We start from the raw sequence: 26,245 nt of genomic DNA, 5'->3' as shown, positions 1-26,245 counted from the left end.
ACACCTGTAACTACCAACTATCTGTCAGAAGCCGGGCGGCTCCGTGTAGGTGCCCCACTCCTCGCGCAGCACCCCGCAGATCTCGCCGAGGGTGGCCTCCGCCCGTACGGCGTCGAGCATCGGGGCGATCATGTTGGAGCCGTCGCGGGCGGCGGCCAGCATCGCGTCCAGCGCGGCGCCCACCCGGGCGTCGTCGCGGCCGCCCTTGCGGCCGGCGAGCTCGCTGACCTGGTCGCGCTCGACCTCGTGGCTGACCCGCAGGATCTCCAGGTCGCCGGTGACGGAGCCGTGGGCGACGTTGACGCCGACGACCCGCTTGTCGCCCTTCTCCAGCGACTGCTGGTAGCGGAAGGCCGATTCGGCGATCTCGCCGGTGAACCAGCCGTCCTCGATGCCGCGCAGGATGCCGGAGGTCATCGGGCCGATCGGGTGCTGCCCGTCGGGGTGGGCCCGGGTGCCGCGCTCTCTGATCTGCTCGAAGATCTTCTCGGCGTCCGCCTCGATCCGGTCGGTGAGCTGTTCCACGTACCAGGAACCGCCCAGCGGGTCGGCCACGTTGGCGACGCCGGTCTCCTCCATCAGCACCTGCTGGGTGCGCAGGGCGATCTCGGCGGCCTGCTCCGAGGGGAGCGCGAGGGTCTCGTCCAGGGCGTTGGTGTGCAGGGAGTTGGTGCCGCCCAGGACCGCGGAGAGCGCCTCCACGGCGGTGCGCACGACGTTGTTGTAGGGCTGCTGGGCGGTGAGCGAGACTCCGGCGGTCTGGGTGTGGAAGCGGAGCCACTGCGCCTTGTCGGTCTTCGCGCCGTACGTCTCCTTCATCCAGCGGGCCCAGATCCGGCGGGCCGCGCGGAACTTGGCGATCTCCTCGAAGAAGTCGAGGTGCGCGTCGAAGAAGAAGGAGAGGCCGGGGGCGAAGGTGTCGACGTCGAGCCCCCGGGAGAGGCCCAGCTCCACGTATCCGAAGCCGTCGGCCAGGGTGTACGCCAGCTCCTGCGCGGCCGTGGCTCCGGCCTCGCGGATGTGGTAGCCGGAGACGGAGAGCGGCTTGTACGCGGGGATGTCGCGGGCGCAGTGCTCCATCAGGTCACCAATGAGGCGCAGATGGGGCTCGGGCTGGAAGAGCCACTCCTTCTGCGCGATGTACTCCTTGAAGATGTCCGTCTGGAGCGTGCCGTTGAGCACGGCCGGGTCGATGCCCTGGCGCTCGGCGGCGACCAGGTACATGCAGAAGACGGGCACGGCGGGGCCGCTGATCGTCATCGACGTCGTGACGTCACCGAGCGGGATGTCCTTGAAGAGGACCTCCATGTCGGCGGCGGAGTCGATGGCCACCCCGCAGTGGCCGACCTCGCCGAGCGCGCGGGGGTCGTCCGAGTCGCGCCCCATCAGCGTCGGCATGTCGAAGGCGACGCTGAGGCCGCCGCCGCCCGCGGCCAGGATCATCTTGTAGCGCTCGTTGGTCTGCTCGGCGTTGCCGAAGCCGGCGAACTGGCGGATCGTCCAGGTGCGGCCCCGGTAGCCGGTCGGGTAGAGCCCGCGGGTGAAGGGGTACTCCCCGGGCCAGCCGATCCGCTCGAAGCCCTCGTACGCGTCCCCCGGCCGGGGTCCGTACGCGGGCTCGACCGGGTCACCGGAGAGCGTGGTGAAGTCCGCGTCACGCTTGCGGGCCTTGTCGTAACGGGCCTGCCAGCGTTGGCGGCCTTCCTCGATCGCGTCAGCTTCCATGCGTACAAATTTACTAGGACGTCCTAGTAAATGTCGATGGCAAACCGCCCGGCGCTTTGCGCGGGGCGGTTCGGGCCAGGCTTCGGACCGGCTTCGGACCGGCGCCGGTCAGGCCTTCGCGGGTACCGGGGCGGCGTCCGTGAGCAGCGGCTCGACCTCGCGGACGACCTTGCGCTCGACGAAGAACGCGGCCGTCGGGATCGTGCCGGCGATCAGCACCCAGAGCAGCTTGCCCATCGGCCACTTCGCCTTGGAGCCGAGGTCGAAGGCGAAGATCAGGTAGATGATGTAGAGCACGCCGTGGATCTGCGAGACGACGAGCGTCAGGCCCTCGCCGGTATCGAAGCCGTACTTGAAGACCATGCAGGTGCAGAGCACGAGCAACATGACGGCGGTGACGTAAGCCATCACCCGGTACCGGGTCAGGACGCTGCGTTTCATGCCATCGAGCCTAACCGGACGTCCGGGGCGATCTTGCAGCGGGCCGGGCCCGGAACCGTGCCCTCCGCGGACCCGCTCAGATCTCCTCGAAGTCCTGGGCGGCGATCCGCAGCGGCCGCAGCAGCGCGAAGATCTCGCCGCACTCCTCCGCGTCGTACACCCCGAGCCCGAACTCCATCGCGACCAGGTCCTCGGTGGCCGCCTCGACGACCTCACGGCCCTTGTCGGTGATCGAGGCGAGCGTGCCCCGCCCGTCGTTCGGGTTGGGACGCTTGTCGACCAGGCCGGAGCGCACCAGCCGGTCCACGGTGTTCGTGACGGACGTGGGGTGGACCATCAGCCGCTCACCGATCTTGGACATCGGCAGCTCACCGGCCTTGGAGAAGGTGAGCAGGACCAGCGCCTCGTACCGCGCGAACGTCAGTCCGTACGGTTTGACCACCGCGTCGACCTCGGCGAGCAGGATCTGCTGCGCACGCATGATCGAGGTGATCGCACCCATGGAGGGCACGGGGCCCCAGCGCTGCTGCCAGTGTTCGTCGGCGCGGGCGATGGGATCGAAGGGGAGACTGAGCGGCTTCGGCACGGCATCGACCTTACCCACTGGTCACATGCTGGTCCGCCCCGTCTCGAACTTCGGTCCGAATTCGGTGAGCGGGTCCGGTTCTGCGGACCTCCGCCACGAGCACCAGCAGGCACAGGGTGCCCACGGCTCCCGCCCCGGCGACCACCTGGTGCACCGGGAAGAACTCGGCGGCCAGGCCCGCCAGCGCCATGCCGACGCCCTGGAGCGTCATGAGCCCGGCGGTGAGCACGGTCATGGCCCGCCCGCGCAGCTCGTCCGGGACGGCCTCGACGAACCACTGGTCGAGCCCGATGACGTACGCGGAACCCGCCCCGGCCAGCACCAGCGCGACGGCGGCCAGGGCCGCTCCGGGACGGAACCCGTACAGCACGAGGGGCAGCAGCCCGGCCCCGGCGAGGGGCAGCACGACGCGGGAGCGGGTACGGGGGCTCAGTGCGGCGCCCGTGTACAGCTCGGCGGCGATGGAGCCGACCGGCATCGCGCACATCAGCAGCCCGAGCGCGGCGCTGCCCACACCGATCTCGTCGGCGTACGGGGCGGCCAGCGCCTCCGGCGCGACGACGAACATCGGGGGCAGCCAGAAGAGCAGCAGCAGCGCCCGGATCCGGCGGTGGCCCAGCACCAGCCGGGCGCCCGCGAGCGACTCCCCCAGCAGGGTGCCGCCGCCCTTGCCCGTGGTGCGGGCGGGCCGGTCCCGGGTGCCGAGCCTGAGCAGCGCGGCCGAGCAGAGGAAGGTGGCGACGGTGATGGTGATCGCACCGCGCGGCGAGACCACCGCGAGCAGCAGCCCGCCCACGCCGAAGCCGGCCAGCAGCGCGCTCTGCGAGACGATCCGCAGCAGCGAGCGGCCCAGCACGAAGAGGTCGCCCTCGCCCAGGATGTCGGTGAGCGCGGCCATCCTGGTCCCGGTGAAGACCGGTGACACGGCGGCCACCAGGCAGCGCAGCAGGAGCAGTCCGGCGACGGGGGTGCCGGGGAGCACCATCACGGCGACGCAGGCCGCGCAGATCAGGTCGCAGGTGACCAGGACCCGGCGCGCGGGGTAGCGGTCCGCGATCCCCGCGAAGAGGGTGCCGCCGACGAGGTACGGCAGCATGCCGAGCGCGAAGGTGAGGGCGCTGAGCAGGGGCGAGTCGGTGAGGTCGTACACGAGGACGGTCAGCGCGAGCTCGCTGACGACGACGCCGAGCAGCGAGAGCAGATGCGCGGCGAAGACGGCGCGGAACTCGACGACGGCGAAGACGGCCCGGTAGCCGCGGGAGGGTTCGGACGGTTCCGCGTCGGGTCCCGGCCCGGCGGGTCCGGACACGGTCACGGGGGCCGCGGGGGCCCGGAGCGCGGGCGGTTCGCTCGGGTCAGGGGGACCGGCGCGCTCCGGGTCGCGGGGCGGGTGGCCGCCCGTCGGCGGATCGGTGTCTCTCGGCATGGACGCAGCCTGCGGGAACCCGGCACGCGGTCCGTAGACTTTCGGTCCCAGCCGAATCTTCCCGGGGCCGCGTATGCCGTTCCATCTGCATTTCGACGAGAGCGATCTGCTGCGCTGCCGGTTCGCGCTCTCCCCGCTCGGGGAGACCCAGGCCGCCGTGCGGGTGCTGGCCACGCCGCAGCGGCAGGGCTATCACCTGCCGTGGCTGCGCCGGATCCGGGAAGCGGCCGCCGGGCTCGATCTCGGGCCGCTGTGGCTGCTGATGAACGAGCGCGGTCACAGCCCGGACTTCTTCTGCCCGCCGCCGCTGGGGCCGCTCACCTCGTTCGAGGAGGAGATCGCGGGCGTGCGGGCGGTCGATCCGGGGCTGGCGCGGGAGGACATCGCGTGGGCGCTGTCGGACCGGCCCGGGGCGCTGGACTCCCCCGCCGGGCGGGCGCTGCTGGCCGATCCGGCGCGGACCGTGCGGGAGCTGGCCGATCTGCTGGAGCGGGCCTGGCGGGCGCTGGTCGAGCCGCACTGGCCCCGGCTGCGGGCGCTGCTGGAGGCGGATGTGGCGTACCACTCGCGGCGGCTGGCGGCGGTCGGCTTCGAGCGGCTGCTGAGCGAGTTGAGCCCGCAGCTGAGCTGGGCGGACTCCACGCTCACCATCGCCCGCACGGCCGGCCGGCACTCCCGGGTACTCGGCGGGCAGGGCCTGGTGCTGATGCCGAGCGTGTTCGCCTGGCCGAACGTGGTCGGCGGCTTCGAGGCCCCCTGGCTGCCCGCGGTCATCTACCCGGCACGCGGGATCGGCGGGCTCTGGACGGAGCCGGGCGACCGCACCCCGGACGCGCTGGCCCGGCTGCTCGGCCGGGCCCGCGCCGACGTCCTGTGCGCGCTGGACGAGCCGGCCGGCACCACCGCGCTCGCCCACCGGCTCGCCCTCGCGCCGTCCTCCGTATCCGGGCACCTGTCGGTGCTGCGGTCCTCCGGGCTGCTGACCTCGCGCAGGTACGGGCACCAGGTGCTGTACGAGCGGACGCCGCTCGGGATCGCGCTGGCCGCGCCGCAGCACCCGTGACCGGCGCGGGTCACAGACCGAGCGTGCTGAGCCGGTCCTCGTAGCGGATGGCGAGGTCCTCCGGCTCGTCGGCCGGGTCGTGCCACATGCTCTCCAGCTCGGACCGGACGGCGGCGGGCAGGGCTTCGTAGCGCCGGGTCCAGGACTCGCCGTCCGGCATCCAGTAGCCGACGACCTTGAAGCGCTCGGCGGGGAGCCGCAGTTCCCTGCGCAGGTAGCGCCGCACCGCGCGCAGGGCGTCCGTCTGCCCCGCGACCCACACGTAGCCGCCGGTCAGGTCGGTGCCGGGCGGGATCGCGGCCTCGACCAGTTCGGCCAGCCGGCTGGGACCGTGGCCGTTGCCGCCGTAGGTCCAGGTGGCCCGGACGCCGGGCCGGTCCGGGAGCGGCTGGACGCAGGACGGGTCGGGGACCTCCAGGACGGCCCGGGTGATGACGTGGTCCGGGGTGTTCTCGATGAGGCGTCCGACGGCGGGCAGACCGCTCAGGTCGGAGACCAGGACCTGCCGGGAGAGGTCGGCCGGGGGGCTGTAGAGGCCGGTCGGGGAGTTGAGGCCGATGACGTCGCCGGGGCGGGCGGCGGCGGCCCAGCCGGACGCCGTCCCGTGGCCGTGCAGCACGAAGTCGATGTCGATCTCGCCGGCCTCCGGACGGGCGGACCGGATCGTGTAGGTGCGCACCGGGGCCTCCGGCCGTCCCTCCGGGGTCCGCCAGCCGCCGTTCTCCGTCGAGTCGGGCAGGGAGACATCGGTCCGGTCGGGGCCGTGCGGCAGGAACAGCCGGACGTACTCGTCGCCGACGCCCGTGGAGGTGAACGCGGCGAGGCCCTCGCCGTGGAACGTGATGCGGGCCATGGTCGTGCTGAGCGGCCGGACGCGGGCCACCACGGCGCGGTGAATGGTCATGGGTGCTGCTCCTTCGGGTGTGAGGGGGTGAAGGTGGGTTCGGGATCGGTCGTCGGGATCGGCCGTCGGGATCGGCCGCGGTCGTCTAGGGGCGGCCGGTTCTGCTCGTGTACGCCTGCCAGAGGGCCGCGTACTCGCCCCCGGAAGCCAGCAGTTCGTCGTGCGTGCCCTGCTCGACGACCTCGCCGCGCCGCAGGGTGAGGATGCGGTCCGCGTCGCGCGCCTGCTCCAGTCGGTGCGCCACGATCACGCTGGTACGTCCACGGGTGACGCGTTCCAGGGCCTGCTGGAGCGGACCGCGGGTCTGCTGGCCGGACTGGGCGGTGGCCTCGTCGAGGACGACGACGTCCGGGTCGGCTATCAGCGCGCGGGCCAGCGCGAGGTGCTGGACAGAGCCGTCGTCGACGGGGGTGCCCGCCGCGCCGAGCACCGTGTCGAGCCCCGCCCGCGTCCCCAGCGCCCAGTCGGCCCCGGCCTCTGCCAGTCCCCGGCGGAGTTCGTCGTCGGTGGCGGTGGGCCGGGCGATCCTCAGGTTGTCCGCCAGGGTACCGCCGAACAGGTGGATCTCCTGAGTGACCAGGTACCGGGACGGGACCCGTCCGGCCGCCGCCTCTCCCGCTGTGATCTCGCCCCGGTCGGGTTCGGCCAGTCCGGCGATCAGCTGGGCCAGGGTGCTCTTCCCGGAGCCGCTGGCGCCGACGAGCGCCAGGCTCGAACCCGGCGGTACGTGGAACGAGACGTCACGCAGGGCGTCGCGGCTGCCGTCGTACGAGAACGAGACGCCCTTGACGTCGATCGCCGGGCGGTGGCGCGCGTCCCCCGTGCCGGGCCGCCCGTGCCCGGCACCGGACCGGCCCAGCTCTGTGATGCCCACCAGCCGCGACAGCCCGGCCGTCGCCCGCTGGATGTCGTCCAGGCTCCCCAGCAGCGCCCCGACAGGGCCGAAGAGGCGGTGGAAGTAGAGGGCCGCGGCCGTGGCGGCGCCCACCGAGACGGCGCCGGAGCCGAGCAGCGCGAAACCGGTGACGAGTACGGCCGCGAGGCCGAGGAACTCCGCCGTGTTGAGCAGGCCCGTGAACCGGTTGCGCAGCCGTACGCCGTCGCGCTGCCGTGCGATGGCCAGTTCGCTGTGTCCGGCCAGCGCGCCGAGGTGCCGGTCCTGCGAGCGGTACGTACGGATCGTCTCGGCGCCGTGCACCGCCTCGATGACGGACTGGCCCCGGGTGGACTCCAGCCGGCGGATGTCCGCGTACACGACGTGCGAGCGGGCGAGGAACTGCCGGGTCGCGAGGATGTGGACGGGCAGGCAGACCAGGCCGGCCAGGGCCAGGCGGATGTCGAGGACCGCGAGGCCCACCAGGCTCAGGCCGATCGTGAAGCTCGCGTCGGTGACATCGGGAAGCACGTCGGAGGCGGCTTCGGAGACCGCTTCCACGTCGCGCGTCACCCGGGAGACGACATCGGAGCTGTCCGAGGACTCCAGCGTGCTCGCCGGAAGGTGCACCGCGGTCTCGAACACGTCCTCGCGCAGCGCGGCGAGCACACCCTGGACGAGGACGACCAGCATCCGGCCACCGGCGTAGGCGAGTGCGGACCCGGCGACGGCGACGAGCACGAGGGCAGCGCCGAGCAGCGTGACGCGGCCCCGGCCCTCCCCGTCCGCGACGGCGTCCACGACGGCGCCGAGTACCGGGGGCGTCGCGAGTGTGACGGCCGTACCGCAGCCCAGCGTCAGCAGCGCGGCGGCGAGCCGGGCGCGGTGCGCGCCGAGCCGGCGGACGATCTCCTCGCGGGTGCGGCGGGGGCCGGCGATGGGCAGGGCGCCGGGTGCGGGGGTCATCTGGTCGTTCCGTTCGGTCCGGGGTGGGCGCCGCCGAGGTCGACGACCCGGTCGCAGGCGGCGAGCAGGATCGGGCTGCTGGTGATGAGGAGCGTGGTGGCGGGCAGTCCCCGCAGTCCCGCGGCAATGCGCTGCTCGGTCACCGGGTCGACCGCGGTGGCGGGTTCGTCGAGGACGACGAGGTCGGCGTCGGCGTGCAGGGCACGGGCGAGCAGCAGGCGCTGCCGCTGGCCGCCGGAGAGCCTGCGGCCGTGCTCACCGACTTCGGCCTGGTCGCCGCCGACCAGTTCGAGTACGTCGTCGAGCATCGCGGCCCGCAGCACGGCCGGGTCGCCGGCACCGCCCGTGGGGGTGAGGTTGGAGCGCAGGGTGCCGGAGAACACCGCGCCGTGGTGGGGCGGCGCCGCGATCCGGGCGCGCACCGGCTCCGGTCCGAGGTCGACGGCGTCGGTGCCGTCGATCAGGAGTTCGCCCCGGCGGAGCGGGACGCGGTAGCCGAGCCGGTCGCTGAGCTCGCGTGCGTGCCCGGGGTGGCGGGGGACGACGCCGAGGAGTTCGCCGGGCCGCAGGTCGAGGGGCTCGCCGTGCTCGGGCGGGTGCCACCGCAGCGCGGGGCGGGAGCCGGCGGTGACGTGGGCGGAGCTCTCGCCGGTGCCGGTCCCGGCGGGGCCGATCAGGTGCGGTTCGTCCAGCAGGTCGCCCAGCCGGCGGGCGGAGGCCCGCTTGTGGAACCAGTTGGAGGCGAACGTACCGACGTGGGTCAGCGAGCCCTGGAGGAACTGGGCGAGTCCGAGGACGGTGACGAGCCGGCCGATGGTGATGCTGCCGTCGAGCGCGAGGTATCCCGACGCCGTGGAGAGCGCGGCGAGGAGCGCTCCCGACAGCAGCCGGCTGAGGCTGCCGTACGCCAGGACGGAGCGCGAGGTGGCCACGGCCGCGCGCCTGGATTCCCCGCTCGCGGCGCGGTAGCGGCGGGCGGCCTCCGCCCGTGCGTTCATGCCGATGACCACCCGGAGTCCGGTGATCATGTCGGTGGCCACCTCGCCGGCCCTGGCCGCCGTACTCTGCTCGGCCAGTCCCCGCGCCTCCAGCGGCATCGAGACCCGGCGCATCACGACGAGCACCAGGACCGTGCCGGCGATGACGCCCAGGCCCAGGGGTACGGAGATCAGCAGCAGGGCCGTCGAGGCGGTGAGGATCGCGGTGACCGTCGAGGCCTGCTGCACGACGCTCCAGGAGACCCCGGCGACGCGGTAGGTGTCGGACGAGACCAGCGAGAGTGCCTCGCCGGGGCCGGGCCCGCGGCGCAGGGAGCGCGGGTGCAGCAGCCGGGCCATCACCCGTTGCCGCAGCTCGTGCTCGCCGTGGCCGTAGACGTCCACCATGGCCGTCGACGCCCGCCGGTACGACAGGGACAGTACGACGAAGACGGCGCCCAGGACGCCGAGCCACTGGAGCAGGGCGGAGCGGTCCTGCGGGGCGAGTGCCCGGTCGATGACCACGCCGATGAGGACCGGCACCAGTGCCTCGCACAGCTGATGGACCATGAACGCGAGGGTGGTGAGGGCGAGCAGGCGGCCCCGGCCGTCGCGCAGCAGTGCGACCCGGAACAGCGCCGCGACGGAGTTGGGCCCCCGGGCACCGCTGTCCGGACCGGGTCCGCCGGCGGGGGCGGTGGCGGCCGGGTTCACCGGGCGTCCCGTCGGCGGGTCAGCGGGACGACCATGGGGGTGCCGGTGACCGGGTCGGGGACGACCTGGCAGGGCAGGTCGAACACCTCCCGCACCAGGGCGGCGGTCACCACCTCCTGCGGGGTGCCCTCGGCGACGACCCGGCCGTCGCGCATGGCGATGAGATGGCTCGCGTAGCGGGCCGCGTGGTTCAGGTCGTGGAGTACGGCGACGAGGGTGTGCCCGGCGCGGTGCAGATCGGTGAACAGCTCCAGCAGGTCGATCTGGTGGGCGATGTCGAGGAACGTGGTCGGTTCGTCCAGCAGCAGGACCGGGGTCTGCTGGGCGAGGACCATCGCCACCCAGACGCGCTGGCGCTGGCCGCCGGAGAGTTCGTCGACCGCCCGGCCGGAGAGCTCGGTGACGGAGGTGGCCGCCATGGCGTCCAGGACCGCCTGTTCGTCCTGCCGGGTCCACTGGCGCATCAGCCTCTGGTGCGGGTGGCGTCCGCGGGCGATCAGGTCGGCCACGGTGATCCCGTCGGGCGCCACGGAGGACTGCGGCAGCAGCCCGAGCGTCCGGGCCACTTCCCTGGAGCCGTACTCCGCTATGGACCGGCCGTCGAGGACGACCTTGCCGGCGGTGGGCCGCAGCAGCCGGGACACGGCGCGCAGCAGGGTCGACTTGCCGCAGGCGTTGGGGCCGATGATGACGGTGAACGAGCGGTCCGGGATGGCTACGTCCAGGTGCTCGGAGACGGGATGCCGGCCGTAGCCGATGGAGGCGTCGAGCACCTGAAGGCGTGCCGGGGCCGGGGTGCGGGTGCGGGCGGGCTGCGTCGTGACGGTCACGGGTACTCCTCGCGGACGGGCGGCGGGCGGGCTAGGGCGTGTCGTCAAACTGCCGTCGTCGCCCGGAGGGCGGCCGGGCGGCGTCAGGTGGGTGCTCTCGGCGTGCCGGCCCCAGGCCCCTGTACTGGACGTACCGGGGTCTGGGGCCGGTGCGGCGAGAGTGCGTGCATGGCGTCGCCCGGCAGACGGCAGCTTGACGACACGCCCTAGGGGGGCCGGGCGCCGGGGACGGCAGGACTGGTGCGCTCATCCCCGCCGCCCCGCGTACCGGCGGGCGAGCAGGCAGGCCAGATAGGCGCCTCCGACGCACACCGTGACGACGCCCACGGGCAGGTCGACGCGCTGGGCGATGAAGTCGGCGCCGGTCAGGACCGCGGCGCCGGTCAGCGCGGCGGGCCCGATCCGGACCGTGGTGGAGCCGCGCGTCAGCCGCTGGGCGATCTGCGGCGCGGCGAGCGCGATGAACGAGATCGGGCCGACGGCCGCGGTCACGAGCGCGGTGAGCGCGACCCCGGTGAGCGTGGCCGCGAGGCGTGCGCGCTGGGCGCGGACCCCGAGGGCCACGGCCGCGTCGTCGCCCAGTTCCAGATGGACCAGGGGCCGCGCCACGGCTGCGGAGCAGATCAGCAGGACGACGAACACGGCTGCGGCCGGACGCAGTTGCTCGAAGCCGAGTCCGCTGAGGGAGCCCGCTCCCCAGGTCGCCGCCAGCATCGCCTGCTGCGGGTTGACGGAGAGCAGCAGCATCGAGGTGAGGGAGGAGAGGAAGGCGCCGACGGCGATCCCCACGATGATGAGGCGGAAGGGTGCCAGGTCCTTGCGGTAGGCCAGCAGGTACACCAGGAGCGCGGTCAGCGCCCCGCCGATCAGTGAACCCGAGGCGACCGCGAGGTAGTTGGCGGTGCCCAGCACGAGCATCACGACGCTCGCCCCCGCGTAGGAGCCGGAGGCGAAGCCGATCACGTCGGGCGAACCGAGCGGGTTCCTGGTGAGCGACTGGAACAGCGCGCCGCTGATGGCGAGCGCCGCTCCGCAGAGAAGCGCGAACAGCAGGCGTGGCAGCCGCCAGGTCACGACCACCAGCCGGTCGCGGGGGTCGGCGTCCGGGTCGAACAGGGCGGACAGCACCTGGGCCGGGGTGAGCTGGATGGACCCGGTGCCGAGGGTGAGGACGCCGAGGGCGGCCACGGTGACGGCCAGGGCGGCGCAGACCAGCACGGTCCGCCGCTCGACGCGCAGGGCCAGGCCGGGCCGCCGCCAGGCCCAGACGGTCCGGCCGAAGTCGACCCGGTCCGCTGCGGCGTCCTTCGTCGTCGTGGCGTTCACAGGGTGCTCACCTTCCGGCGCCGGACGAGCGCGACGAGGACGGGTGCGCCGACGAGCGCGGTGACGAGCCCGACCCGCATCTCGCCGGAGGGCAGGACCACGCGTCCGATGATGTCGGCGGCCAGCAGGAAGGCGGGCGCGACGACGATCGTGACGGGCAGGATCCAGCGCTGGTCGGGTCCCGTGAACCAGCGGACGACGTGGGGCACCATCAGCCCGACGAACGAGATCGGGCCGGCGACGGCGACCGAGGTCCCGGCCAGCAGGGTGACGGCGAGCACCAGTACCGCCCGGGTCAGGGCGAGCCGGGTGCCCAGCGACCGGGCGAGGTCGTCGCCCAGCGCCAGGGTGTTGAGCGAGCCCGCGCTGCCCAGTCCGAGGACGAGCCCGGCGCCGATCAGGGGCAGGGCGACGGGGAGGATGTCGAGCGACCGGCCCCCGATGGAGCCGACGCCCCAGAACCGCATGACGTCGAACGTGGTGGTGTTCTTGAGCGCCATGGCGGAGGTGAAACCGCCGCACACGGCGGTGAACGCGACGCCCGCGAGGGTGAGTTTGACCGGGCTGCCCCGGTCCGCGCCGATCGAGCCGAGCGTGTAGACGAGCACCGTGAGCCCGAAGGCCCCCGCCAGGGCGAACCAGATGAACTGGCCGGCTCCGGTGTACCCGAGCACGGCGACGGCGAACGTCACCGCGAGGCTCGCGCCCGCGTTCACGCCGAGGATGCCGGGGTCGGCCAGCGGGTTGCGGGTGAACGCCTGGATCAGCGCGCCGCTGAGGCCGAGGGCCGCACCGACGACCAGCCCGATCACGGTGCGGGGCACCCGCAGTTCGCGCACCATCACGTGCTCGTCGGAGTCGTCGAAGTGGAACAGCGCGTCCCACACCGTGCCGGGGGCGATGGAGCGGGCGCCGACCATCACGCTGAGGACGGCGACGACGAGCAGCAGCGCGATCGCGGCCAGCAGGATCAGCGGGCGGTACCGGGTGCGCCGGGCCGGACCCGCGGCGCCGCGCGGGTCCGGCACATCGCGCGCCGCGCCGGTGGTGAGGTCACCCGTGGGTGAGGCGGTCGTCATGGTTGTCCTTGGGAGAGGGCGTCACACGGGGCGGCGGACGGCGGTCAGGAGCCCGCGCCGGCGCTCCCGTTGCCCGCGACGGCGTCGGCGAGCATCGGGACGTAGCGCTTCAGCGCCCAGGGGATGGAGAGCACCGAGGGTCCGCTGGTGGCCATGCCCATCGCCGGATCCTGTACGAACGCGTAGTTCTTCCCGGCGATCGGCTTCCAGCGCGAGAACAGCGGGTCCTTGAGCGAGTAGGGGACCTCGTCGGCGCCGTTGGCCCAGCCGACGAAGATGTCGGCGTCGATCGTGTCGAGCTTCTCCAGGCTGACCCCGCCGTACCAGTTGGTGCCCTTGGCGGTGGACGCGATCGCCTTCATCGACGGGGTGTTGCGGAAGCCCATCTCGGTCAGCAGCCGGACCCGGGCGTCGTAGTTGAGGTACAGCCCGACCTCTGTCGAGCCGGGGGTGAGGGCGACTCCGTAGGTGAACGTCCTGCCCTTGAACTCGGGGTGCTCCTCGGTGACCTCGGCCAGCCGGCCCCGGACGTCGGTGACGAGGCTCTCGGCCTTCTTCGTCTCGCCCATGGCCTTGCCGATGGTGCGGGTCATCTCCTGCCAGGTCCCGCCGTCCCAGGGCTTGTTCAGGTACGGGATGGTGGGGGCGATTCCGGACAGGCGCTTGTAGTCGACGTCCGAGATGCCGGAGTACAGGCCGACGATGAGGTCGGGCTTCAGCGAGAGGATCTGCTCGAAGTCGATCTCGCCCGCGTCACCGTAGTTCAGCGTCTCGGGCAGCGGTCCGCCGAGTTTCTCGACCGTGCTGCGGAACCACGGGGTGTAGCCCTGCTTGTCGCCGCCCCACTGCTTGTCGACGCCGACCGGGACCGTGCCCAGCGCCGCGACCACGTCCAGCGACATCCAGCTGACCGCCACGACCCGCTTGGGCTTCGCCTTGATCGTCGTGGTCCCGTGGCCGTGCTTGATGCTCACGGGGAACGCGCCCGGAGCGCTGCCCGGCTTCGCCTCCGCCGGGTCCGGACCGGAGCCGCCGCTGCCGCAGCCCGCCAGCACCACGACGGCCGCGAGCATCAGCGCCATGAGGCGTGCGACGGCGCCCGTTCCGCGTTCGGCCGGGATGGATATGGACATGCTTCTCCTCGGATCTGCGCGCGTCGCGGTGGAGCGACGGCGGATGTACGGGGAGGGCGGCCGTGGCGGGACGACGCGTATGCGACCGGACCCGCTTCAACTTAGGTAACCCTCACCTAAGTGAACGCTAAGGAGCGGCGGCGCTCGAAGGGGGCGCGAACTGGCCAGGGTCTGTCGCGATTCGGCCACCCGCCGAATCGGCGGCACACGGGGCAGTGCGCGGTGGGAGGTGGGACCGTCAGCGGCCGGCCTGCACCGGTACCGCCTGATCGCGCAGGTACTCGGTCGGGCTGACCCCGGTCACCCGGCGGAAGGCGGCGGAGAACGCGCTCGTCGTGGAGTAGCCGCAGCGGTGCGCGACCAGACTGACCGGACGGCCCTGGGCCAGCAGCGTCGTCGCCGCGGACATCCGCACCAGCGACCGCCACCGCGCGAAGGACATGCCGATGTCGCGGCCGAACGCACGGGTGACGGTACGCACGCTCAGCGCGTGCCGCGCCGCCCACGCCTCCAGCGAGAGTTCGCTCTCCGGATCACGCATGACGTCGTCGGCCAGGGCGCGGATGCGCGCGTCCTCGGGGACGGGGACGTCGATGGCCGGATGCGGGTCGTCCTCCAGTAGGTCCAGGACGACGCGCTGGGTCCGCAGCCGGAGATCGTCGGGCATCGACGTGGTGTCGAGGTGGAGCAGCATCTCCTGGAGCGCGCGCAGCACCCGCAGCGGGCGCAGGCCGGACCAGTGCGGCGGAATCGCCGCACTGGTCACGTAGGTGTAGCAGCTCACGCCGCCCGGGTCGGCCGAGGAGTCGTGCGGGGTGCCGGGCGGCAGCCAGATCCCCTGCCCCGGCACGAGCCGGCGCACGGCGTTACGGGTATGGAGCGTCAGCGAACCGTGCCGGGGCCAGACGAGGAGTCCGTCGGAGTGCGTGTGCACACCGGCGGTGACCGGGGCCGCCGGGGGGTTCCCGCCGAGGACGGCGGTGGTGAGCAGATAGGGGGCGGACACCTGGGCGCCGCCCGCCGACGGCTCGGCCCATCGGAGCGCGGCCGCCGGGAGCGGCTCGCCGCGCTCACGGCCCGGGACTGTAGCCAGCATGAAGTTAGGCTACCCTAACTTGCCGCTCGGCCGACGTGCCCCGGTGTCAGTCGGCCAGGTACCGCTCGACCGTCTCGACCTTGGAGTTCAGACCGTCGGTCACGCCGGGGCGGATGTCGGCCTTGAGGACGAGGGAGACCCGTCCGGACCGCGCCTCGACGGCGGCGACGGCCCGCTTGACGACGTCCATCGCCTCGTCCCACTCCCCCTCGATGGAGGTAAACATGGCGTCCGTGCGGTTGGGCAGCCCGGACTCGCGGACGACGCGGACGGCGTCGGCGACGTACTCGCCGACGTCCTCACCGACACCCAGCGGACTGACGGAGAAGGCGACGATCATGCGCTGACCGTCCCTTCCCGGCGCGCGCGGGCGGCGATGACGCCGTCGGCCTCGTAGCGCTTGAGCACCTTGTCGCCGTACAGACCGCCGAACGGCAGCACACAGAGCAGGAAGAAGAACGCGACGCGCTTGAGCGGCCACTTGGTCTTGTTCCAGACGTCCAGCAGCAGCACGACGTAGATCACGAAGAGCACGCCGTGCAGCATGCCGAGCGGCATCATCAGGAAGTCGATGTCGGAGATCCTGCTCAGCACCGAGCCGAAGAGGATCAGCGCGGGGAAGGACAGCGCCTCGGGAATCGAGATGAGGCGCAGCCGGTGCAGGGCGGTGGCGGTCTTGATGTCCACGGGGGCACCTTCGGTGGGAGGACGGTGACAGCTTGTGAACGCAGGCACAAGCGCGACCATTGTGGCACCGGCCGCCGTCCGCACGTGTGGCGGGGGCCGTTTCGCGCCCTTCGGGCAGTTCTTGTCCTCATTCGCGGGACGGGCCTGATTTCCGGCGGCTACCGTCGCACCGTGGCAATGTTCCGACTCCAAGGCAGCAAGACGCTCGCCGTCGACCTGACCGGCGACGCCGTCAAGGCGAAGAACGGCTCGATGGTCGCGTACGACGGCCGGATGGCGTTCAAGAAGATGACCGGCGGCGGTGAGGGGCTGCGCGGCATGGTGACCCGTCGGCTGACCGGCGAGCAGATGGCCGTGATGGAGGTGAAGGGCGAGGGCACCTGCTACTTCGCGGACCGGGCGAGCGACATCAGCCTCGTCTCGCTGCGCGGCGAGAAGCTGCACGTCGAGGCGAGCAATCTGCTCTGCACCGATGCCGGGCTGCGGACCGGCACCACCTTCACCGGGCTGCGCGGCGGCGGGACGGGCAACGGCCTGTTCACCACCACCGTCGAGGGGACCGGCCAGGCGGCGATCATGTCGGACGGCTCCGCCGTGGCCCTGCGGGTCTCCGCCCAGTACCCGCTCTTCGTCGACCCCGGCGCCTACATCGCCCACCAGGGCAGCCTCCAGCAGCACTTCCAGTCCGGGGTGAACTTCCGGACGCTGATGGGCGAGGGGTCCGGCGAGTCCTTCCAGATCCGCTTCGAGGGCGAGGGACTCGTCTACGTCCAGCCCAGTGAGCGGAACACGATCGGGGGCGATCTCTGATGCCGTTCCGCGAGATCAACTCGAAGATGGTCGAGGCGACGGTGGTCCCCGGCCAGAAGATGTTCAGCCAGCGCGGCGCGATGCTGGCCTACCGGGGCGAGGTGTCCTTCACCCCGAACATCCAGGGCGGTCAGGGCGGCGTGATGTCGATGATCGGCCGACGGGTGGCGAACGAGGCGACCCCGCTGATGACGGTCGAGGGAAACGGCACCGTGATGTTCGGTCACGGCGGCCACCACATCCAGGTGATCAACCTGTCCGGGGACACCCTCTACGTGGAGGCCGACCGGCTGCTCGCCTTCGACGGCGCGCTCCAGCAGGGCACGATGTTCATGGGCTCGCAGGGCGGCGTGATGGGCATGGTGCGCGGCCAGGTGAGCGGCCAGGGCCTGTTCACCACGACGCTCAAGGGGCACGGCGCGGTGGCGGTGATGGCGCACGGCGGGGTGATCGAGCTGCCGATCACGCCGGGCCGCGAGGTGCACGTGGACCCGCAGGCGTACGTCGCCCACCACGGCGATGTCCGCAACAAGCTCTCCACCGCGCTCGGCTGGCGCGAGATGGTGGGGCGCGGCTCCGGCGAGGGGTTCCAGCTGGAGCTGAGCGGCAGTGGTGCGGTGTACGTCCAGGCGTCGGAGGAGAAGCTGTGAGCACGCCCGTGGTCTTCGATCCGATGACACTGCCGTCGGACGACAACGTCAACGCGTACACCTTCTGTGTGGAGCTCAAGGGGAGCCAGTGGTTCCTGCAGAAGGGCAAGATGATCGCCTATTACGGGCGGATCGAGTTCAACGGCATCGGGCACGGCCGCTTCGAGCGGCTGGTCCGTACGAGCTTCCACTCGCCGCTGCACGCGAGTGACTGGGTGGTGGCGGAGGGCAGCGGGAAGATGCTGCTCGCGGACCGGGCGTTCGATGTGAACTCCTACGACCTGGAGGACGGGAACCTCACGATCCGGTCCGGCAATCTGCTGGCCTACCAGCCGACGCTGGCGTTGAAGCAGTCGATCGTGCCGGGTTTCCTGACGCTGATCGGCACCGGGAAGTTCGTCGCCGCGTCCAACGGTCCGGTGGTCTTCATGGAGCCGCCGCTGCGGGTCGATCCGCAGGCGCTGGTGGGCTGGGCGGACTGCCCCTCGCCCTGCCACCACTACGACCACGGCTATATGCGGGGCGTGCTGGGCGGGATTCGGGCGTTCACCGGGATCGGCGGCGCCTCCGGCGAGGAGCACCAGTTCGAGTTCGTGGGCGCGGGTACGGTGCTGCTCCAGTCCACCGAGGTACTGATGGCCGAGCAGCCGACCGGGACGGTGCCGCAGCAGCCGGGTGTTCCGGGCGGGGGTCAACCTGGGTCCAGTCCCCGCACCCCAGGCCAGCTCGGGGACCTCCAACGGCGCTTCGGTTTGTGAACGGTACTCTGCGCAGTGTGACGCCGAACCGTCCGCACCTCACTCGCGGGACCCGGCCGGCGCGTGCCGGGCGTCACACCAACTAACTTCGTCCGGATTTCAACTTCTTAGGTAGAATCCATATATGGAGACCGAGACGGCCACCCGCTGGCTGAGCAACGCGGAGCAGTGCGCCTGGCGCACCCACCTGGATGTCAGCAGGCTGCTGATGCACCAGCTGGAGAAGGACCTCCAGCCGTTCGGCCTGACCAACAACGACTACGAGATCCTCGTCAACCTCTCGGAGTCGCAGGACCAGCGGCTGCGGATGAGTGATCTCGCCACCGCCACCCTGCAGTCCAAGAGCAGGCTCTCGCACCAGGTCACCCGCATGGAGAGCGCGGGCCTGGTCCGCCGGGAGAACTGCGAGTCCGACCGGCGCGGGCTGTACGCGGTCCTCACCGAGACCGGCGCCGAGACGATGCGGAAGGTGGCACCGCACCACGTGGCATCGGTGCGCAAGCACTTCATGGACCTGCTGACCCCGGAGGCGCTGGAGCAGCTGCACGCGGCCCTCGCCCCGGTCGCGGACCACCTGCGCGCGCGCCGCGGCTGACACAGCTCGACACCACCGGGGGCGGCGCTCAGCGCGAGACCGGCAGCCACAGCTCGAACCGGGCGCCGCGCTCCCCCGCACCGGCCACGGTCAGCCGGCCCCCGTGCCTGGTGGCCACATCGCGGGCGATGGCGAGGCCGAGACCGGCCCCGCCGTCGTCGCGGGCGCGGGCGTCGTCGAGCCGCACGAAGCGCTCGAAGATCCGCATCCGCTCCGCCTCCGGCACCCCGGCCCCGTCGTCCGTGACCGCGACGACCACGCCACCGGGTGCCGCCCGCACCTCGACGGCCACCGAACTCACCGCGTGCCGCTGGGCGTTGTCCAGCAGATTGCCGATCACCCGGGCCAGCTGACCGCGTGAACCGGTCACTTCGAGCCCGCCGGGCTCGGGCGCCGACACCACCACCGCCACCGGAATCCGGTCACCGGTGCGCTGCGCGACCTCCTCGCGCACCAGCGCGGCCGGCTCCAGCCGCGCGTTCCCGGGCCGCTCCCCCGCGTCCAGCCGGGCCAGCAGCAGCAGATCGGCGGCCAGCACCTGGAGCCGTACGGTGTCGGCCACCGCGCCCTCCACATCCAGCAGCTCCGGGTGCGCGGCGCCCACCTCCAGCTGGGTGCGGAGCGAGGCGATCGGGGAGCGCAGCTCGTGCGAGGCGTCCGCGACGAAGCGGCGCTGCCGGTCGACGGAGGACTCCAGCGCGGTGAGCGTCTCGTTGGTGGTACGGGCCAGCCGGGCGACCTCGTCGCGCGAGCCGGGCTCCGGCACCCGCCTGCCGAGATCCTCAGAGGCGGTGATCGCCGCCATCTCGCGCCGGATGTCCTCGACCGGGCGGAGCGCCCGCCGGGTCACCAGCCAGGTCACCCCCGCGACGACGAGCAGCACGACGGGGAGCGCGGCCAGCATCGCGGCGCGCACGCTCGCGACGGCCCGCTGCTCCGCGGCGAGCGGGGCTCCGGCGTGGACGGTCAGGGTCAGCCCGGCGGAGTCCGTCGCCTCGACGGAGGCGAACCGGTAGTCGGCGCGGTCGCCGTCGACGGTGGCGGTGCCGTTGCTGAAGTCCGGCTCATCGGTGGAGACCTCGCCCCGGCCGGGGTCTGCGCCCTCGTCATCGTCGTCGTCGCGGTCACCGTCGTCGTCACCCTTCTCCGGGGCGGCGGGCGAGGACTGCGGAGTGACCCGGTCCGTGCCGGTGCCGGAGATCGCCTCCAGGTCCTCGGAGACGGCGACCACCCGCCCGTCCTCGTCGGTCACCTGGACCGGGTGGTCCTCCTCGTCGCCCGTCTCCAGCTTGTCGTACGGGACGTCGAGGGCCAGCTGCCCCGCGGTCTCGCGGGCCGCCACCTCGGCCTGGAGGCCCGCCTGGTCGGTGAGGTTGGCGCGCAGGACCAGCAGGGCGGCCAGCCCGGCGGCGACGAGGGCGAGGGCGACGACCACCGTGGCACCGAGCGCCGCCCTGGCCCGTACCGATCTCACAGTGCCTCCAGCCGGTATCCGGCGCCGCGCACCGTGCGGATGGCGGCCGCGCCGAGCTTGCGGCGCAGGGTGCTGACGTACACCTCGACGATGTTCGGGTCGCCGTCGTAGGCGAAGTCCCAGACGTGCTCCAGGATCTCCGCCTTGCTCACCACCTGCCCGGCCCGCAGCGCGAGTTGTTCGAGCACGGCGAACTCCTTGGTGGTGAGCACGATCTCGTCCCCGCCGAGGTGGATCCGGCGTGCGGCGGTGTCCATCCGCAGGGCGCCGACGGTGACCACGGGCGAGGCGGAGCCGCCGCGCCGGCGCAGCAGTGCGCGGACCCGGGCGACCAGCACCACGTAGCTGAACGGCTTGGTGAGGTAGTCGTCGGCGCCGGTGTCCAGCCCCTCCGCCTCGTCGTACTCCCCGTCCTTCGCCGTCAGCATCAGGATGGGCACCTCGTGGCCGGCGGCGCGCAGGGCGGCGCAGACCCGGTAGCCGTTCATCCCCGGCAGCATGATGTCCAGGACGACCAGGTCGTAGGCGCCCTCCGAGGCCCGGTGCAGCCCTTCGAGCCCGTCGTGCACGACGTCCACGGCGAATCCCTCGGCGGTGAGCCCCCGGGCCAGGGAGATCGCCAGCCGCTTCTCGTCCTCCACGATCAACAGGCGCATGCGCACAGCCTCGCAAACCGGAGCTGAAGACGGCTTCAGGTGGCTTCAGGCTGCGTTCAGCATCACCCCGGCAGGGTGGATCCCGTCGCAACGGACCATCCGATCGGGGAGGACCCCTCATGAAGCGGAAGATCGTCATCGCCACCGTCACCGCCGCCGTTCTGGCCGGCGGCGGGGCCACCGCCGTCGCCCTTGCGGGCAGCGGCTCGACGGGCGGAACGAACGGAACGAGCGGCACGGCGAGCCGGGACAGCGCCCGCGTCACCGTCGGGGACGCGGCCGGGGCCGCCGTCCGGGCCGTCCCCGGCACGGTGACGGAGGCCGAACTCGACGAGGAGGACGGCCGGCTCGTCTGGGAGCTCGATGTGTACGGCTCGGACCGGGCCTGGCACGACGTGACGGTGGACCCGGGCAGCGGCAAGGTGATCGGCAAGCACGTCGACATCGACGACGACGGCGACCGGCACGCCCCCCGCAGGACCGCCGTGACGCTCGACGAGGCGGTCCGGGCCGCGCTCGGCTCCGTGCCCGGCACGGTGACCTCCGTCGAGCTGGAGGACCACGACGGACGCGGCGGCCGGGCAGTGCACTGGGAGGTCGACATCCGGGGCAAGGACGGCGCGAAGCACGAGCGGAACGTGGACGCGAAGACGGCGAAGGTCACGGTGGACCGGCCGGACAGCGACCACGGGGACGACGACGGGGACGACGACTGAGCGGCCGCCGCCCCTACGCCTCAGGGCACGTAGCCGGAGACGACCGTGCCGTCGCGGAAGCCGAGGAACACGACGTCACCGACGGCCAGCAGCTGCGGTGAGTCCTTGGGCGGATAGGGGACGCCGGTGTAGCTGGTGCTGTTCTCCAGCTCCCCGTCCGTCCGCCGGTACGTGGCGACGCCCCCGCGCGTGGCCGCGAGGACCAGGTCCCCGGCGACCGAGGGCGTGCCGCCCCCGTCCGCGAACCGGTCCGTGGGCCATTTCGGGACATCGCCGGCCACGGAGAAGGCGCGCAGGCTCTCGTCGTCGTTGACCACCACGGTTCCGTCGTCGGTCAGCGCCACCGGGCCCCGGACCGTGATCCCTGCGGCGATGATCCGGTGCTCCCCGGGCCGGTCCACGTCGTTCATGGCGGCGAGGCCCGTGCCCGACGCCGCCCGGCAGACCAGCACGCGCCCCCTGAGCACCGGATCCCGGCACGGGAAGTCGTTCGGTGACAGCCGCTCCTTCACGGCGCCCGTCGCCGCGTCGACGATCCGGGTGTCTCCCGCGACCACGACCAGCCGCCCGTCGTCGGCGACCAGGACGGGCCGGGTCCCGTCGTAGGGCTTGTGCCACAGTTCGCCCCGGTCGCCGGTCAGCCTGCGGGCGGCCAGCCTGCCGGTGCCGGGCGAACCGCCCGCGGTGACGTAGAAGAGGGTGTCGCCGTCCTGGACGGCGGCCGAACCGGTGTGCCCGGCAGGCAGTTTCGCGCGCCACCGCTCCTCGCCGTCCGTGATCCGGTAGCCGACCAGTGCCTGGCCGACGAACGCGTACACGGTCCCCTTCGTGAAGCCGGCGACGACGGCCCCGGCGGCGCTCTCCGGGACCCGCCAGCGCTTCTTGCCGTCGGCCGCGTCGAGCGCGGTGAGCCCCTTCGTCCCGCCGCACAGCAGGGCCGACTCCGCGTAGCCGCAGTCGCCCGTGCCGCCCTGGACAGTGGACTTCCACGCCTTCCAGCCGGCGGGCCGGACGGACTCATCGGTCGCGGCCTTGCCGAAGTCGCCCGTGCGGCCGCTGTCGGCCCGGGGAACCGCGCGGACGCCGACGGTCTCTGCGGCGTGCGAGGGACCGGTGCCCGGACCCGAGGACCGGGCACCGCTTCCCGGGCCGCCGCCACCGGCAGGCGGGTCCGGCCAGAGCAGGTAGCCCAGCAGCAGGCAGACCGTGACCGCCACGGCCGCCAGGACCAGCTGGGGCGCCCGGCGCGGACCGCCCGTCCCGCCGGCCACCTCCGGAAGGGGGAAGGCGAGGGGCGGCGGGCCGGGCGGCAGCGGCGGTGCCGCGTAGGGCGCGGGGCCGGACTCGGCCGGAGCCGAGTCGGCGCACTCCCTGGCCGCCCGCCCGTAGTCGGCCTGCTGCTCCCGTACCCCCGCCGTCCAGGGGAACGGGGCCACGGGCCCCTCCGGGAGCAGCAGCGCAGCCAGTTCCCGTGAGTCGGGGCGCCGCTCGGGCCGTGCGTCCAGGCACCGGGAGACCACCTCGCGCAACAGCGGTGGCACACCGGAGAGTTCGGCGTCACCCCGGGCGATCCGGAAGATCACCGCCGCCATGTCGGAGTCGTCGAACGGACCGCGCCCCGCCGCCGCGAACGCCAGCACCGCGCCCAGGCAGAACACGTCGGACGCGGGCACCAGCGCCGCCGAGCCGTTGACGTGCTCGGGCGAGATGTAGCCGGGGCTGCCGACCACGACACCGGTACGGGTCAGCTGGGTGGCGTCGAAGGCCTGGGCGATGCCGAAGTCGATCACCTTGGGTCCGTCGGGGCCCAGGAGCACGTTGCCCGGCTTCAGGTCGCGGTGCAGCACCCGCACGGCGTGCATGTCCGCGAGCGCCAGGGCCAGTCCCGCGCCCATGGCCCTGACCACCGGCTCCGGCAGCGGCCCGTCCCGGGTCACCGCCTCCGCGAGCGAGGGGCCGGGGACGTACTCGGTGGCGAGCCAGGGCGTCCGGCTGCTCGCGTCGCCCCCGAGGAACGCGGCGGTGCGGGGGCTGCGCACGGCGGCCGCCGCCTGGATCTCCCGCCGGAACCGGACCCGGAACCCGTCGTCCAGGTCGAGTTCGAGCCGTACGGTCTTCAGTGCGACGAGCGCCCCGTCGGGCACCCCGGCGGGCCGCGCCAGGTACACCTCGCCCATGCCGCCCGTGCCGAGCAGGCCGAGGACGCGGTAGGGCCCGATCCGGGTCCGGGTGCCGGGGGCCGGCCGTTCGATCATGAGGCGGACGCGCCGGGCAGCGGGACGGAGAACACCTTGCCGCCGTGCTGGATGACGTAGACGGCCCCGCCGACCGGCAGCACCTCCGGCGGCAGCACCTCTTCGGACAGCACGACGCCCCACTGGAGCGTGTCGTACTCCTTGCGGGCCTCCGGCCCCGGAGCGCCCTTGAGCGCGGTCCTGCGCAGCGGGCCGGGCTTCCCCGTGCCGTGCAGGGCGACGCTGTACAGGCTGGTGCTGTCCGCCCACACCAGGGTGTCCGCGACGATCACGGGGGGCGAGACGGCGTTGATGGGGTCACTGAAGGACCGCCGGTCCAGCGGGTAGCGGGCGAGGATCTTTCCGTTGTCCCGGCCCGCCAGGACGATCTCCGGGTCGATGTCGTCCTCCGCCCAGGGCAGGCCGGTGCGGACCAGGACGGCCACGTGGTCGTCGACGGCGGCGAGGGCGGCATCGTCGGTGACCGCGTCCGGCAGCGGAATCTCCCCGTCGGACGCGAGCGAGGGGATGCGGAGCCGCTGGACGGCCATGTGCGGGCCGTCGTCCGAGTAGGTGTACGCGGCGCAGTAGACGTGCGGGGCCCGGATCAGCGCGTCGTAGCACCGGGAGTCCTGCCCCTCCTCCCTGCGGCCGAGTTCGGCGCCGTCCCCGGTGCGCAGGGCGCGCAGTCCGTCCTGGCCGCGCAGGTAGAGCACGCCGTCCCTGGTGGTGAGCGGCCAGAAGTCGTACTCGTCGACCTTCGCGAGGTTGTCGCCCACCAGCGGTTTGCGCCACTGCTCCTTGCCGGTGGCGAGGTCGAACGCGGCCACCCGGGCGCCTTCCGGTACGGGGCCGATGTCCGCGAAGACCAGCCCGTCGGCGACCAGCGGCGCGCTCTCGAAGCCGTGCGTCGATCCGGCGCGGGTCTCCCAACGGGGCTTGCCGGTACGGGAGTCCAGCGAGACGATCCGGTCCCCGGTGGCGAGCAGCACAGAATCGCCGTAGACGGCGGGCCGGGTCGATCCGGACGGCATGAAGACCTGCCCCGTGGGGCTGATCCGGGCGCCGACCTCATCGGCGTCCAGCCGGGCCGAGTAGTCCCACAGCTTCTTTCCGTCGGACGGCGAGAGCGCCTCGTAGGAGCCGGCCGTGGTGCGGCAGACCAGCACGTCCCGGCCCGCCGCGCAGCCGAACGGGACCCCGGTCACCTTGCCCTGCCAGGTGTGCCACCCGGCCGGGCGGACGTCACGGCCGTACGGAACGGTGCCCGAGCCCTCCCGGCCGCCCTGGGCGTCGATGCCGGCGAGCACCTCGGCCGGCTCCTTCCGGTCTTCACCGCCCTGGGCGCCCTCGCGCAGGGCCAGCAGCGCTCCGGTCGCGCCTCCGAGGAGGACGAGCGCGGCGAGGGCGGCCAGGAGGTTCCGGCGCCGCCGGGAGCGGGGAGGCGTGGCCGGCTCCGGGGCGGGTGCGGGCTCCTGGGCGGGTGCGGGCTCCTGGGGCGGGCGCAGCACGAAGTCCGTCGCCACCGTGGGGTGGCGGGGCGCCTCCCGGCTGCCGGTGGCCGCCTCCGTGGGCGTGTATCCGGGCAGCAGCGGTCCGTCCAGCGCGCCGACCCTGGCCAGCTCCCGTTCGTACTCCGCGATCTGTCCCGTCACCGGGGCGGGCCATCCCTCGGCGGCGCCGGGGGCGAGCAGGGCGGCCAGCGCGGCGGCGGTGGGGCGGGCGGCCGGCTCTGCGGTCAGGCACTCCTCCAGGACGGCGCGCAGCCCCGCCGGTACCTCCGCCAGGTCGGCCTCGACGTACTTGACCCGGTACAGGACGGCGGCGACGGGGCCGTCCCCGAACGGGTCGCGGCCGGTGGCGGCGAAGCAGAGCACGGAGGCGAGGCAGAAGATGTCGGAGGCCGGTACGACGCGTCCGCTGCCCGCCACGTGTTCCGGGGACATGAAGGCGGGGCTGCCCACCATCCGGCTGGTGGTGGTGAGCGGGGTGCCGCCGGGGTCCCGGGCGATCCCGAAGTCGATGAGGCGTGGCCCGTCGGCGGCGAGCATCACGTTGCCGGGTTTCACATCGCGGTGGACGATGCCCGCCGCGTGGACGGCCGCCAGGGCCAGGGCCAGTCCGGCGCCCAGCATCCGGACCTCGGCCTCGCCCATCGCGCCCGCGCCCCGGACGGCGGCGGACAGGGTGGGCCCGGCGACGTACTCGGTGGCGAGCCAGGGCACTTCGGCGTCGGCGTCCCCGTCGAGCAGCGGGGCGAGGCGGGGGCCGGTGACGGACCGGGCGACGGTGATCTCGCGGCGGAAGCGGCTGCGGAAGCCGGGGTCCCGGGCCACGTCGCGGCGGACGGTCTTGACGGCGGCCGGGCCGGACCCGTCGTCCCGGTCCCCGAGGAAGACCTCGCCCATGCCGCCCGCCCCGAGCCGGGCCCGTATCGCGTACGGGCCGATCCGTCTGGGCGAGTCCTCCCGCAGCGGACTCAGCATGTGTCGCTCCCCCCTGGCGCGCATGACACGTGACCGGCG

Annotated in this window: 24 protein-coding genes; 6 read left to right on the top strand and 18 right to left on the bottom strand. The window is 73.0% G+C overall.

Annotation, left to right across the window (positions count from 1 at the left end):
- Positions 1-24: 24 nt before the first annotated feature.
- The 4 genes from ACZ601_RS30865 to ACZ601_RS30850 all read right to left on the bottom strand — a co-directional run bounded on the left by ACZ601_RS30865 (position 25) and on the right by ACZ601_RS30850 (position 4,178).
- Positions 25-1,725: an acyl-CoA mutase large subunit family protein gene (locus tag ACZ601_RS30865; RefSeq protein WP_469544215.1), complete on the bottom strand. Its 1,701-nt coding sequence runs from the start codon at positions 1,723-1,725 to the stop codon at positions 25-27.
- A 108-nt stretch (positions 1,726-1,833) separates the two neighbouring features.
- A complete protein-coding gene (locus tag ACZ601_RS30860) occupies positions 1,834-2,166 on the bottom strand; it encodes a DUF3817 domain-containing protein (protein ID WP_440579142.1) in 333 nt (110 codons plus the stop codon).
- 76 nt (positions 2,167-2,242) lie between these two features.
- Positions 2,243-2,752 (bottom strand): MarR family winged helix-turn-helix transcriptional regulator, encoded by a 510-nt coding sequence (locus tag ACZ601_RS30855; RefSeq protein WP_073737055.1) that lies wholly within the window; start codon positions 2,750-2,752, stop codon positions 2,243-2,245.
- Between the two features lie 10 nt (positions 2,753-2,762).
- Entirely contained in the window at positions 2,763-4,178 is a 1,416-nt protein-coding gene (locus ACZ601_RS30850) for an MFS transporter (RefSeq protein ID WP_469544212.1), read from the bottom strand.
- A gap of 73 nt (positions 4,179-4,251) precedes the next feature.
- Here ACZ601_RS30850 and ACZ601_RS30845 point away from each other — a divergent pair, with 73 nt between their 5' ends.
- Positions 4,252-5,241 (top strand): ArsR/SmtB family transcription factor, encoded by a 990-nt coding sequence (locus ACZ601_RS30845; RefSeq protein ID WP_469544210.1) that lies wholly within the window; start codon positions 4,252-4,254, stop codon positions 5,239-5,241.
- A gap of 10 nt (positions 5,242-5,251) precedes the next feature.
- Here ACZ601_RS30845 and ACZ601_RS30840 read toward each other — a convergent pair whose 3' ends face one another.
- From ACZ601_RS30840 to ACZ601_RS30795, 10 genes are all read right to left on the bottom strand, one after another.
- On the bottom strand, positions 5,252-6,145 hold the full coding sequence (locus ACZ601_RS30840) for a siderophore-interacting protein (protein ID WP_469544208.1): 894 nt from the start codon (positions 6,143-6,145) through the stop codon (positions 5,252-5,254).
- A gap of 85 nt (positions 6,146-6,230) precedes the next feature.
- Entirely contained in the window at positions 6,231-7,985 is a 1,755-nt protein-coding gene (locus tag ACZ601_RS30835; protein WP_469544206.1) for an ABC transporter ATP-binding protein, read from the bottom strand.
- Positions 7,982-9,676: an ABC transporter transmembrane domain-containing protein gene (locus tag ACZ601_RS30830; protein ID WP_469544204.1), complete on the bottom strand. Its 1,695-nt coding sequence runs from the start codon at positions 9,674-9,676 to the stop codon at positions 7,982-7,984. Before ACZ601_RS30830 ends, ACZ601_RS30835 begins: the two co-directional genes overlap by 4 nt.
- Positions 9,673-10,506, bottom strand: coding sequence for an ABC transporter ATP-binding protein (locus ACZ601_RS30825; protein WP_469544202.1), 834 nt, complete (start codon positions 10,504-10,506; stop codon positions 9,673-9,675). Before ACZ601_RS30825 ends, ACZ601_RS30830 begins: the two co-directional genes overlap by 4 nt.
- 246 nt (positions 10,507-10,752) lie before the next feature.
- Positions 10,753-11,832 carry a FecCD family ABC transporter permease gene (locus ACZ601_RS30820; RefSeq protein ID WP_469544200.1) on the bottom strand — a complete coding sequence of 360 codons (1,080 nt, stop codon included), beginning with the start codon at positions 11,830-11,832 and terminating at the stop codon, positions 10,753-10,755.
- Complete coding sequence (locus ACZ601_RS30815; RefSeq protein WP_440576899.1) at positions 11,829-12,911, bottom strand: FecCD family ABC transporter permease; 1,083 nt, start codon at positions 12,909-12,911, stop codon at positions 11,829-11,831. The genes ACZ601_RS30820 and ACZ601_RS30815 overlap by 4 nt, the downstream gene beginning before the upstream one ends.
- Before the next feature lie 44 nt (positions 12,912-12,955).
- The gene (locus ACZ601_RS30810) at positions 12,956-14,044 is read right to left on the bottom strand and encodes an iron-siderophore ABC transporter substrate-binding protein (RefSeq protein ID WP_469544198.1); all 1,089 of its coding nucleotides are present in this window, start codon (positions 14,042-14,044) and stop codon (positions 12,956-12,958) included.
- Positions 14,045-14,282: 238 nt separating this feature from the next.
- The gene (locus ACZ601_RS30805) at positions 14,283-15,140 is read right to left on the bottom strand and encodes a helix-turn-helix domain-containing protein (RefSeq protein ID WP_469544196.1); all 858 of its coding nucleotides are present in this window, start codon (positions 15,138-15,140) and stop codon (positions 14,283-14,285) included.
- Between the two features lie 46 nt (positions 15,141-15,186).
- Complete coding sequence (locus ACZ601_RS30800) at positions 15,187-15,480, bottom strand: MTH1187 family thiamine-binding protein (RefSeq protein ID WP_469544194.1); 294 nt, start codon at positions 15,478-15,480, stop codon at positions 15,187-15,189.
- Positions 15,477-15,827 (bottom strand): DUF3817 domain-containing protein, encoded by a 351-nt coding sequence (locus ACZ601_RS30795; protein WP_024494214.1) that lies wholly within the window; start codon positions 15,825-15,827, stop codon positions 15,477-15,479. Before ACZ601_RS30795 ends, ACZ601_RS30800 begins: the two co-directional genes overlap by 4 nt.
- A gap of 177 nt (positions 15,828-16,004) precedes the next feature.
- On the opposite strand from ACZ601_RS30795, the gene ACZ601_RS30790 reads away from it, so the two are divergent.
- From ACZ601_RS30790 to ACZ601_RS30775, 4 genes are all read left to right on the top strand, one after another.
- Positions 16,005-16,637, top strand: a complete 633-nt coding sequence (locus ACZ601_RS30790; protein WP_311307676.1) for an AIM24 family protein — start codon at positions 16,005-16,007, stop codon at positions 16,635-16,637.
- The gene (locus ACZ601_RS30785; RefSeq protein ID WP_440576902.1) at positions 16,637-17,287 is read left to right on the top strand and encodes an AIM24 family protein; all 651 of its coding nucleotides are present in this window, start codon (positions 16,637-16,639) and stop codon (positions 17,285-17,287) included. Before ACZ601_RS30790 ends, ACZ601_RS30785 begins: the two co-directional genes overlap by 1 nt.
- Positions 17,284-18,045 (top strand): AIM24 family protein, encoded by a 762-nt coding sequence (locus tag ACZ601_RS30780; protein ID WP_469544191.1) that lies wholly within the window; start codon positions 17,284-17,286, stop codon positions 18,043-18,045. Before ACZ601_RS30785 ends, ACZ601_RS30780 begins: the two co-directional genes overlap by 4 nt.
- Before the next feature lie 124 nt (positions 18,046-18,169).
- Complete coding sequence (locus ACZ601_RS30775) at positions 18,170-18,640, top strand: MarR family winged helix-turn-helix transcriptional regulator (RefSeq protein WP_469544189.1); 471 nt, start codon at positions 18,170-18,172, stop codon at positions 18,638-18,640.
- Positions 18,641-18,668: 28 nt separating this feature from the next.
- Here the strand turns inward: ACZ601_RS30775 and ACZ601_RS30770 are convergent, their stop codons facing one another.
- Together ACZ601_RS30770 and ACZ601_RS30765 are read right to left on the bottom strand one after the other, a co-directional pair.
- Positions 18,669-20,114, bottom strand: a complete 1,446-nt coding sequence (locus ACZ601_RS30770) for a sensor histidine kinase (RefSeq protein WP_469544187.1) — start codon at positions 20,112-20,114, stop codon at positions 18,669-18,671.
- Positions 20,111-20,770, bottom strand: coding sequence for a response regulator transcription factor (locus tag ACZ601_RS30765; RefSeq protein ID WP_311303162.1), 660 nt, complete (start codon positions 20,768-20,770; stop codon positions 20,111-20,113). The genes ACZ601_RS30770 and ACZ601_RS30765 overlap by 4 nt, the downstream gene beginning before the upstream one ends.
- A gap of 119 nt (positions 20,771-20,889) precedes the next feature.
- On the opposite strand from ACZ601_RS30765, the gene ACZ601_RS30760 reads away from it, so the two are divergent.
- Positions 20,890-21,486, top strand: a complete 597-nt coding sequence (locus tag ACZ601_RS30760; protein WP_469544184.1) for a PepSY domain-containing protein — start codon at positions 20,890-20,892, stop codon at positions 21,484-21,486.
- 20 nt (positions 21,487-21,506) lie between these two features.
- Here ACZ601_RS30760 and ACZ601_RS30755 read toward each other — a convergent pair whose 3' ends face one another.
- Both ACZ601_RS30755 and ACZ601_RS30750 read right to left on the bottom strand, forming a co-directional pair.
- Positions 21,507-23,741, bottom strand: a complete 2,235-nt coding sequence (locus ACZ601_RS30755) for a protein kinase domain-containing protein (RefSeq protein WP_469544183.1) — start codon at positions 23,739-23,741, stop codon at positions 21,507-21,509.
- Positions 23,738-26,206 (bottom strand): serine/threonine-protein kinase, encoded by a 2,469-nt coding sequence (locus ACZ601_RS30750; RefSeq protein ID WP_469544181.1) that lies wholly within the window; start codon positions 26,204-26,206, stop codon positions 23,738-23,740. The genes ACZ601_RS30755 and ACZ601_RS30750 overlap by 4 nt, the downstream gene beginning before the upstream one ends.
- Positions 26,207-26,245: the final 39 nt, after the last annotated feature.

Source organism: Streptomyces sp. NPDC104307 (genome assembly GCF_055584045.1).
Note: the sequence above shows the minus strand (reverse complement) of the source record. Positions and strands in the feature narration are given on the sequence as shown.

Excerpts from the sequence above, each read along its gene's own strand:
- ACZ601_RS30775 (WP_469544189.1), top strand. The coding sequence starts at position 18,170 with ATGGAGACCGAGACGGCCACCCGCTGGCTGAGCAACGCGGAGCAGTGC.
- ACZ601_RS30750 (WP_469544181.1), bottom strand. The coding sequence starts at position 26,206 with ATGCTGAGTCCGCTGCGGGAGGACTCGCCCAGACGGATCGGCCCGTAC.
- ACZ601_RS30785 (WP_440576902.1), top strand. The coding sequence starts at position 16,637 with ATGCCGTTCCGCGAGATCAACTCGAAGATGGTCGAGGCGACGGTGGTC.
- ACZ601_RS30790 (WP_311307676.1), top strand. The coding sequence starts at position 16,005 with ATGTTCCGACTCCAAGGCAGCAAGACGCTCGCCGTCGACCTGACCGGC.
- ACZ601_RS30810 (WP_469544198.1), bottom strand. The coding sequence starts at position 14,044 with ATGTCCATATCCATCCCGGCCGAACGCGGAACGGGCGCCGTCGCACGC.
- ACZ601_RS30840 (WP_469544208.1), bottom strand. The coding sequence starts at position 6,145 with ATGACCATTCACCGCGCCGTGGTGGCCCGCGTCCGGCCGCTCAGCACG.
- ACZ601_RS30800 (WP_469544194.1), bottom strand. The coding sequence starts at position 15,480 with ATGATCGTCGCCTTCTCCGTCAGTCCGCTGGGTGTCGGTGAGGACGTC.
- ACZ601_RS30765 (WP_311303162.1), bottom strand. The coding sequence starts at position 20,770 with ATGCGCCTGTTGATCGTGGAGGACGAGAAGCGGCTGGCGATCTCCCTG.
- ACZ601_RS30835 (WP_469544206.1), bottom strand. The coding sequence starts at position 7,985 with ATGACCCCCGCACCCGGCGCCCTGCCCATCGCCGGCCCCCGCCGCACC.
- ACZ601_RS30815 (WP_440576899.1), bottom strand. The coding sequence starts at position 12,911 with ATGACGACCGCCTCACCCACGGGTGACCTCACCACCGGCGCGGCGCGC.
- ACZ601_RS30865 (WP_469544215.1), bottom strand. The coding sequence starts at position 1,725 with ATGGAAGCTGACGCGATCGAGGAAGGCCGCCAACGCTGGCAGGCCCGT.
- ACZ601_RS30860 (WP_440579142.1), bottom strand. The coding sequence starts at position 2,166 with ATGAAACGCAGCGTCCTGACCCGGTACCGGGTGATGGCTTACGTCACC.
- ACZ601_RS30760 (WP_469544184.1), top strand. The coding sequence starts at position 20,890 with ATGAAGCGGAAGATCGTCATCGCCACCGTCACCGCCGCCGTTCTGGCC.
- ACZ601_RS30805 (WP_469544196.1), bottom strand. The coding sequence starts at position 15,140 with ATGCTGGCTACAGTCCCGGGCCGTGAGCGCGGCGAGCCGCTCCCGGCG.
- ACZ601_RS30850 (WP_469544212.1), bottom strand. The coding sequence starts at position 4,178 with ATGCCGAGAGACACCGATCCGCCGACGGGCGGCCACCCGCCCCGCGAC.
- ACZ601_RS30845 (WP_469544210.1), top strand. The coding sequence starts at position 4,252 with ATGCCGTTCCATCTGCATTTCGACGAGAGCGATCTGCTGCGCTGCCGG.
- ACZ601_RS30755 (WP_469544183.1), bottom strand. The coding sequence starts at position 23,741 with ATGATCGAACGGCCGGCCCCCGGCACCCGGACCCGGATCGGGCCCTAC.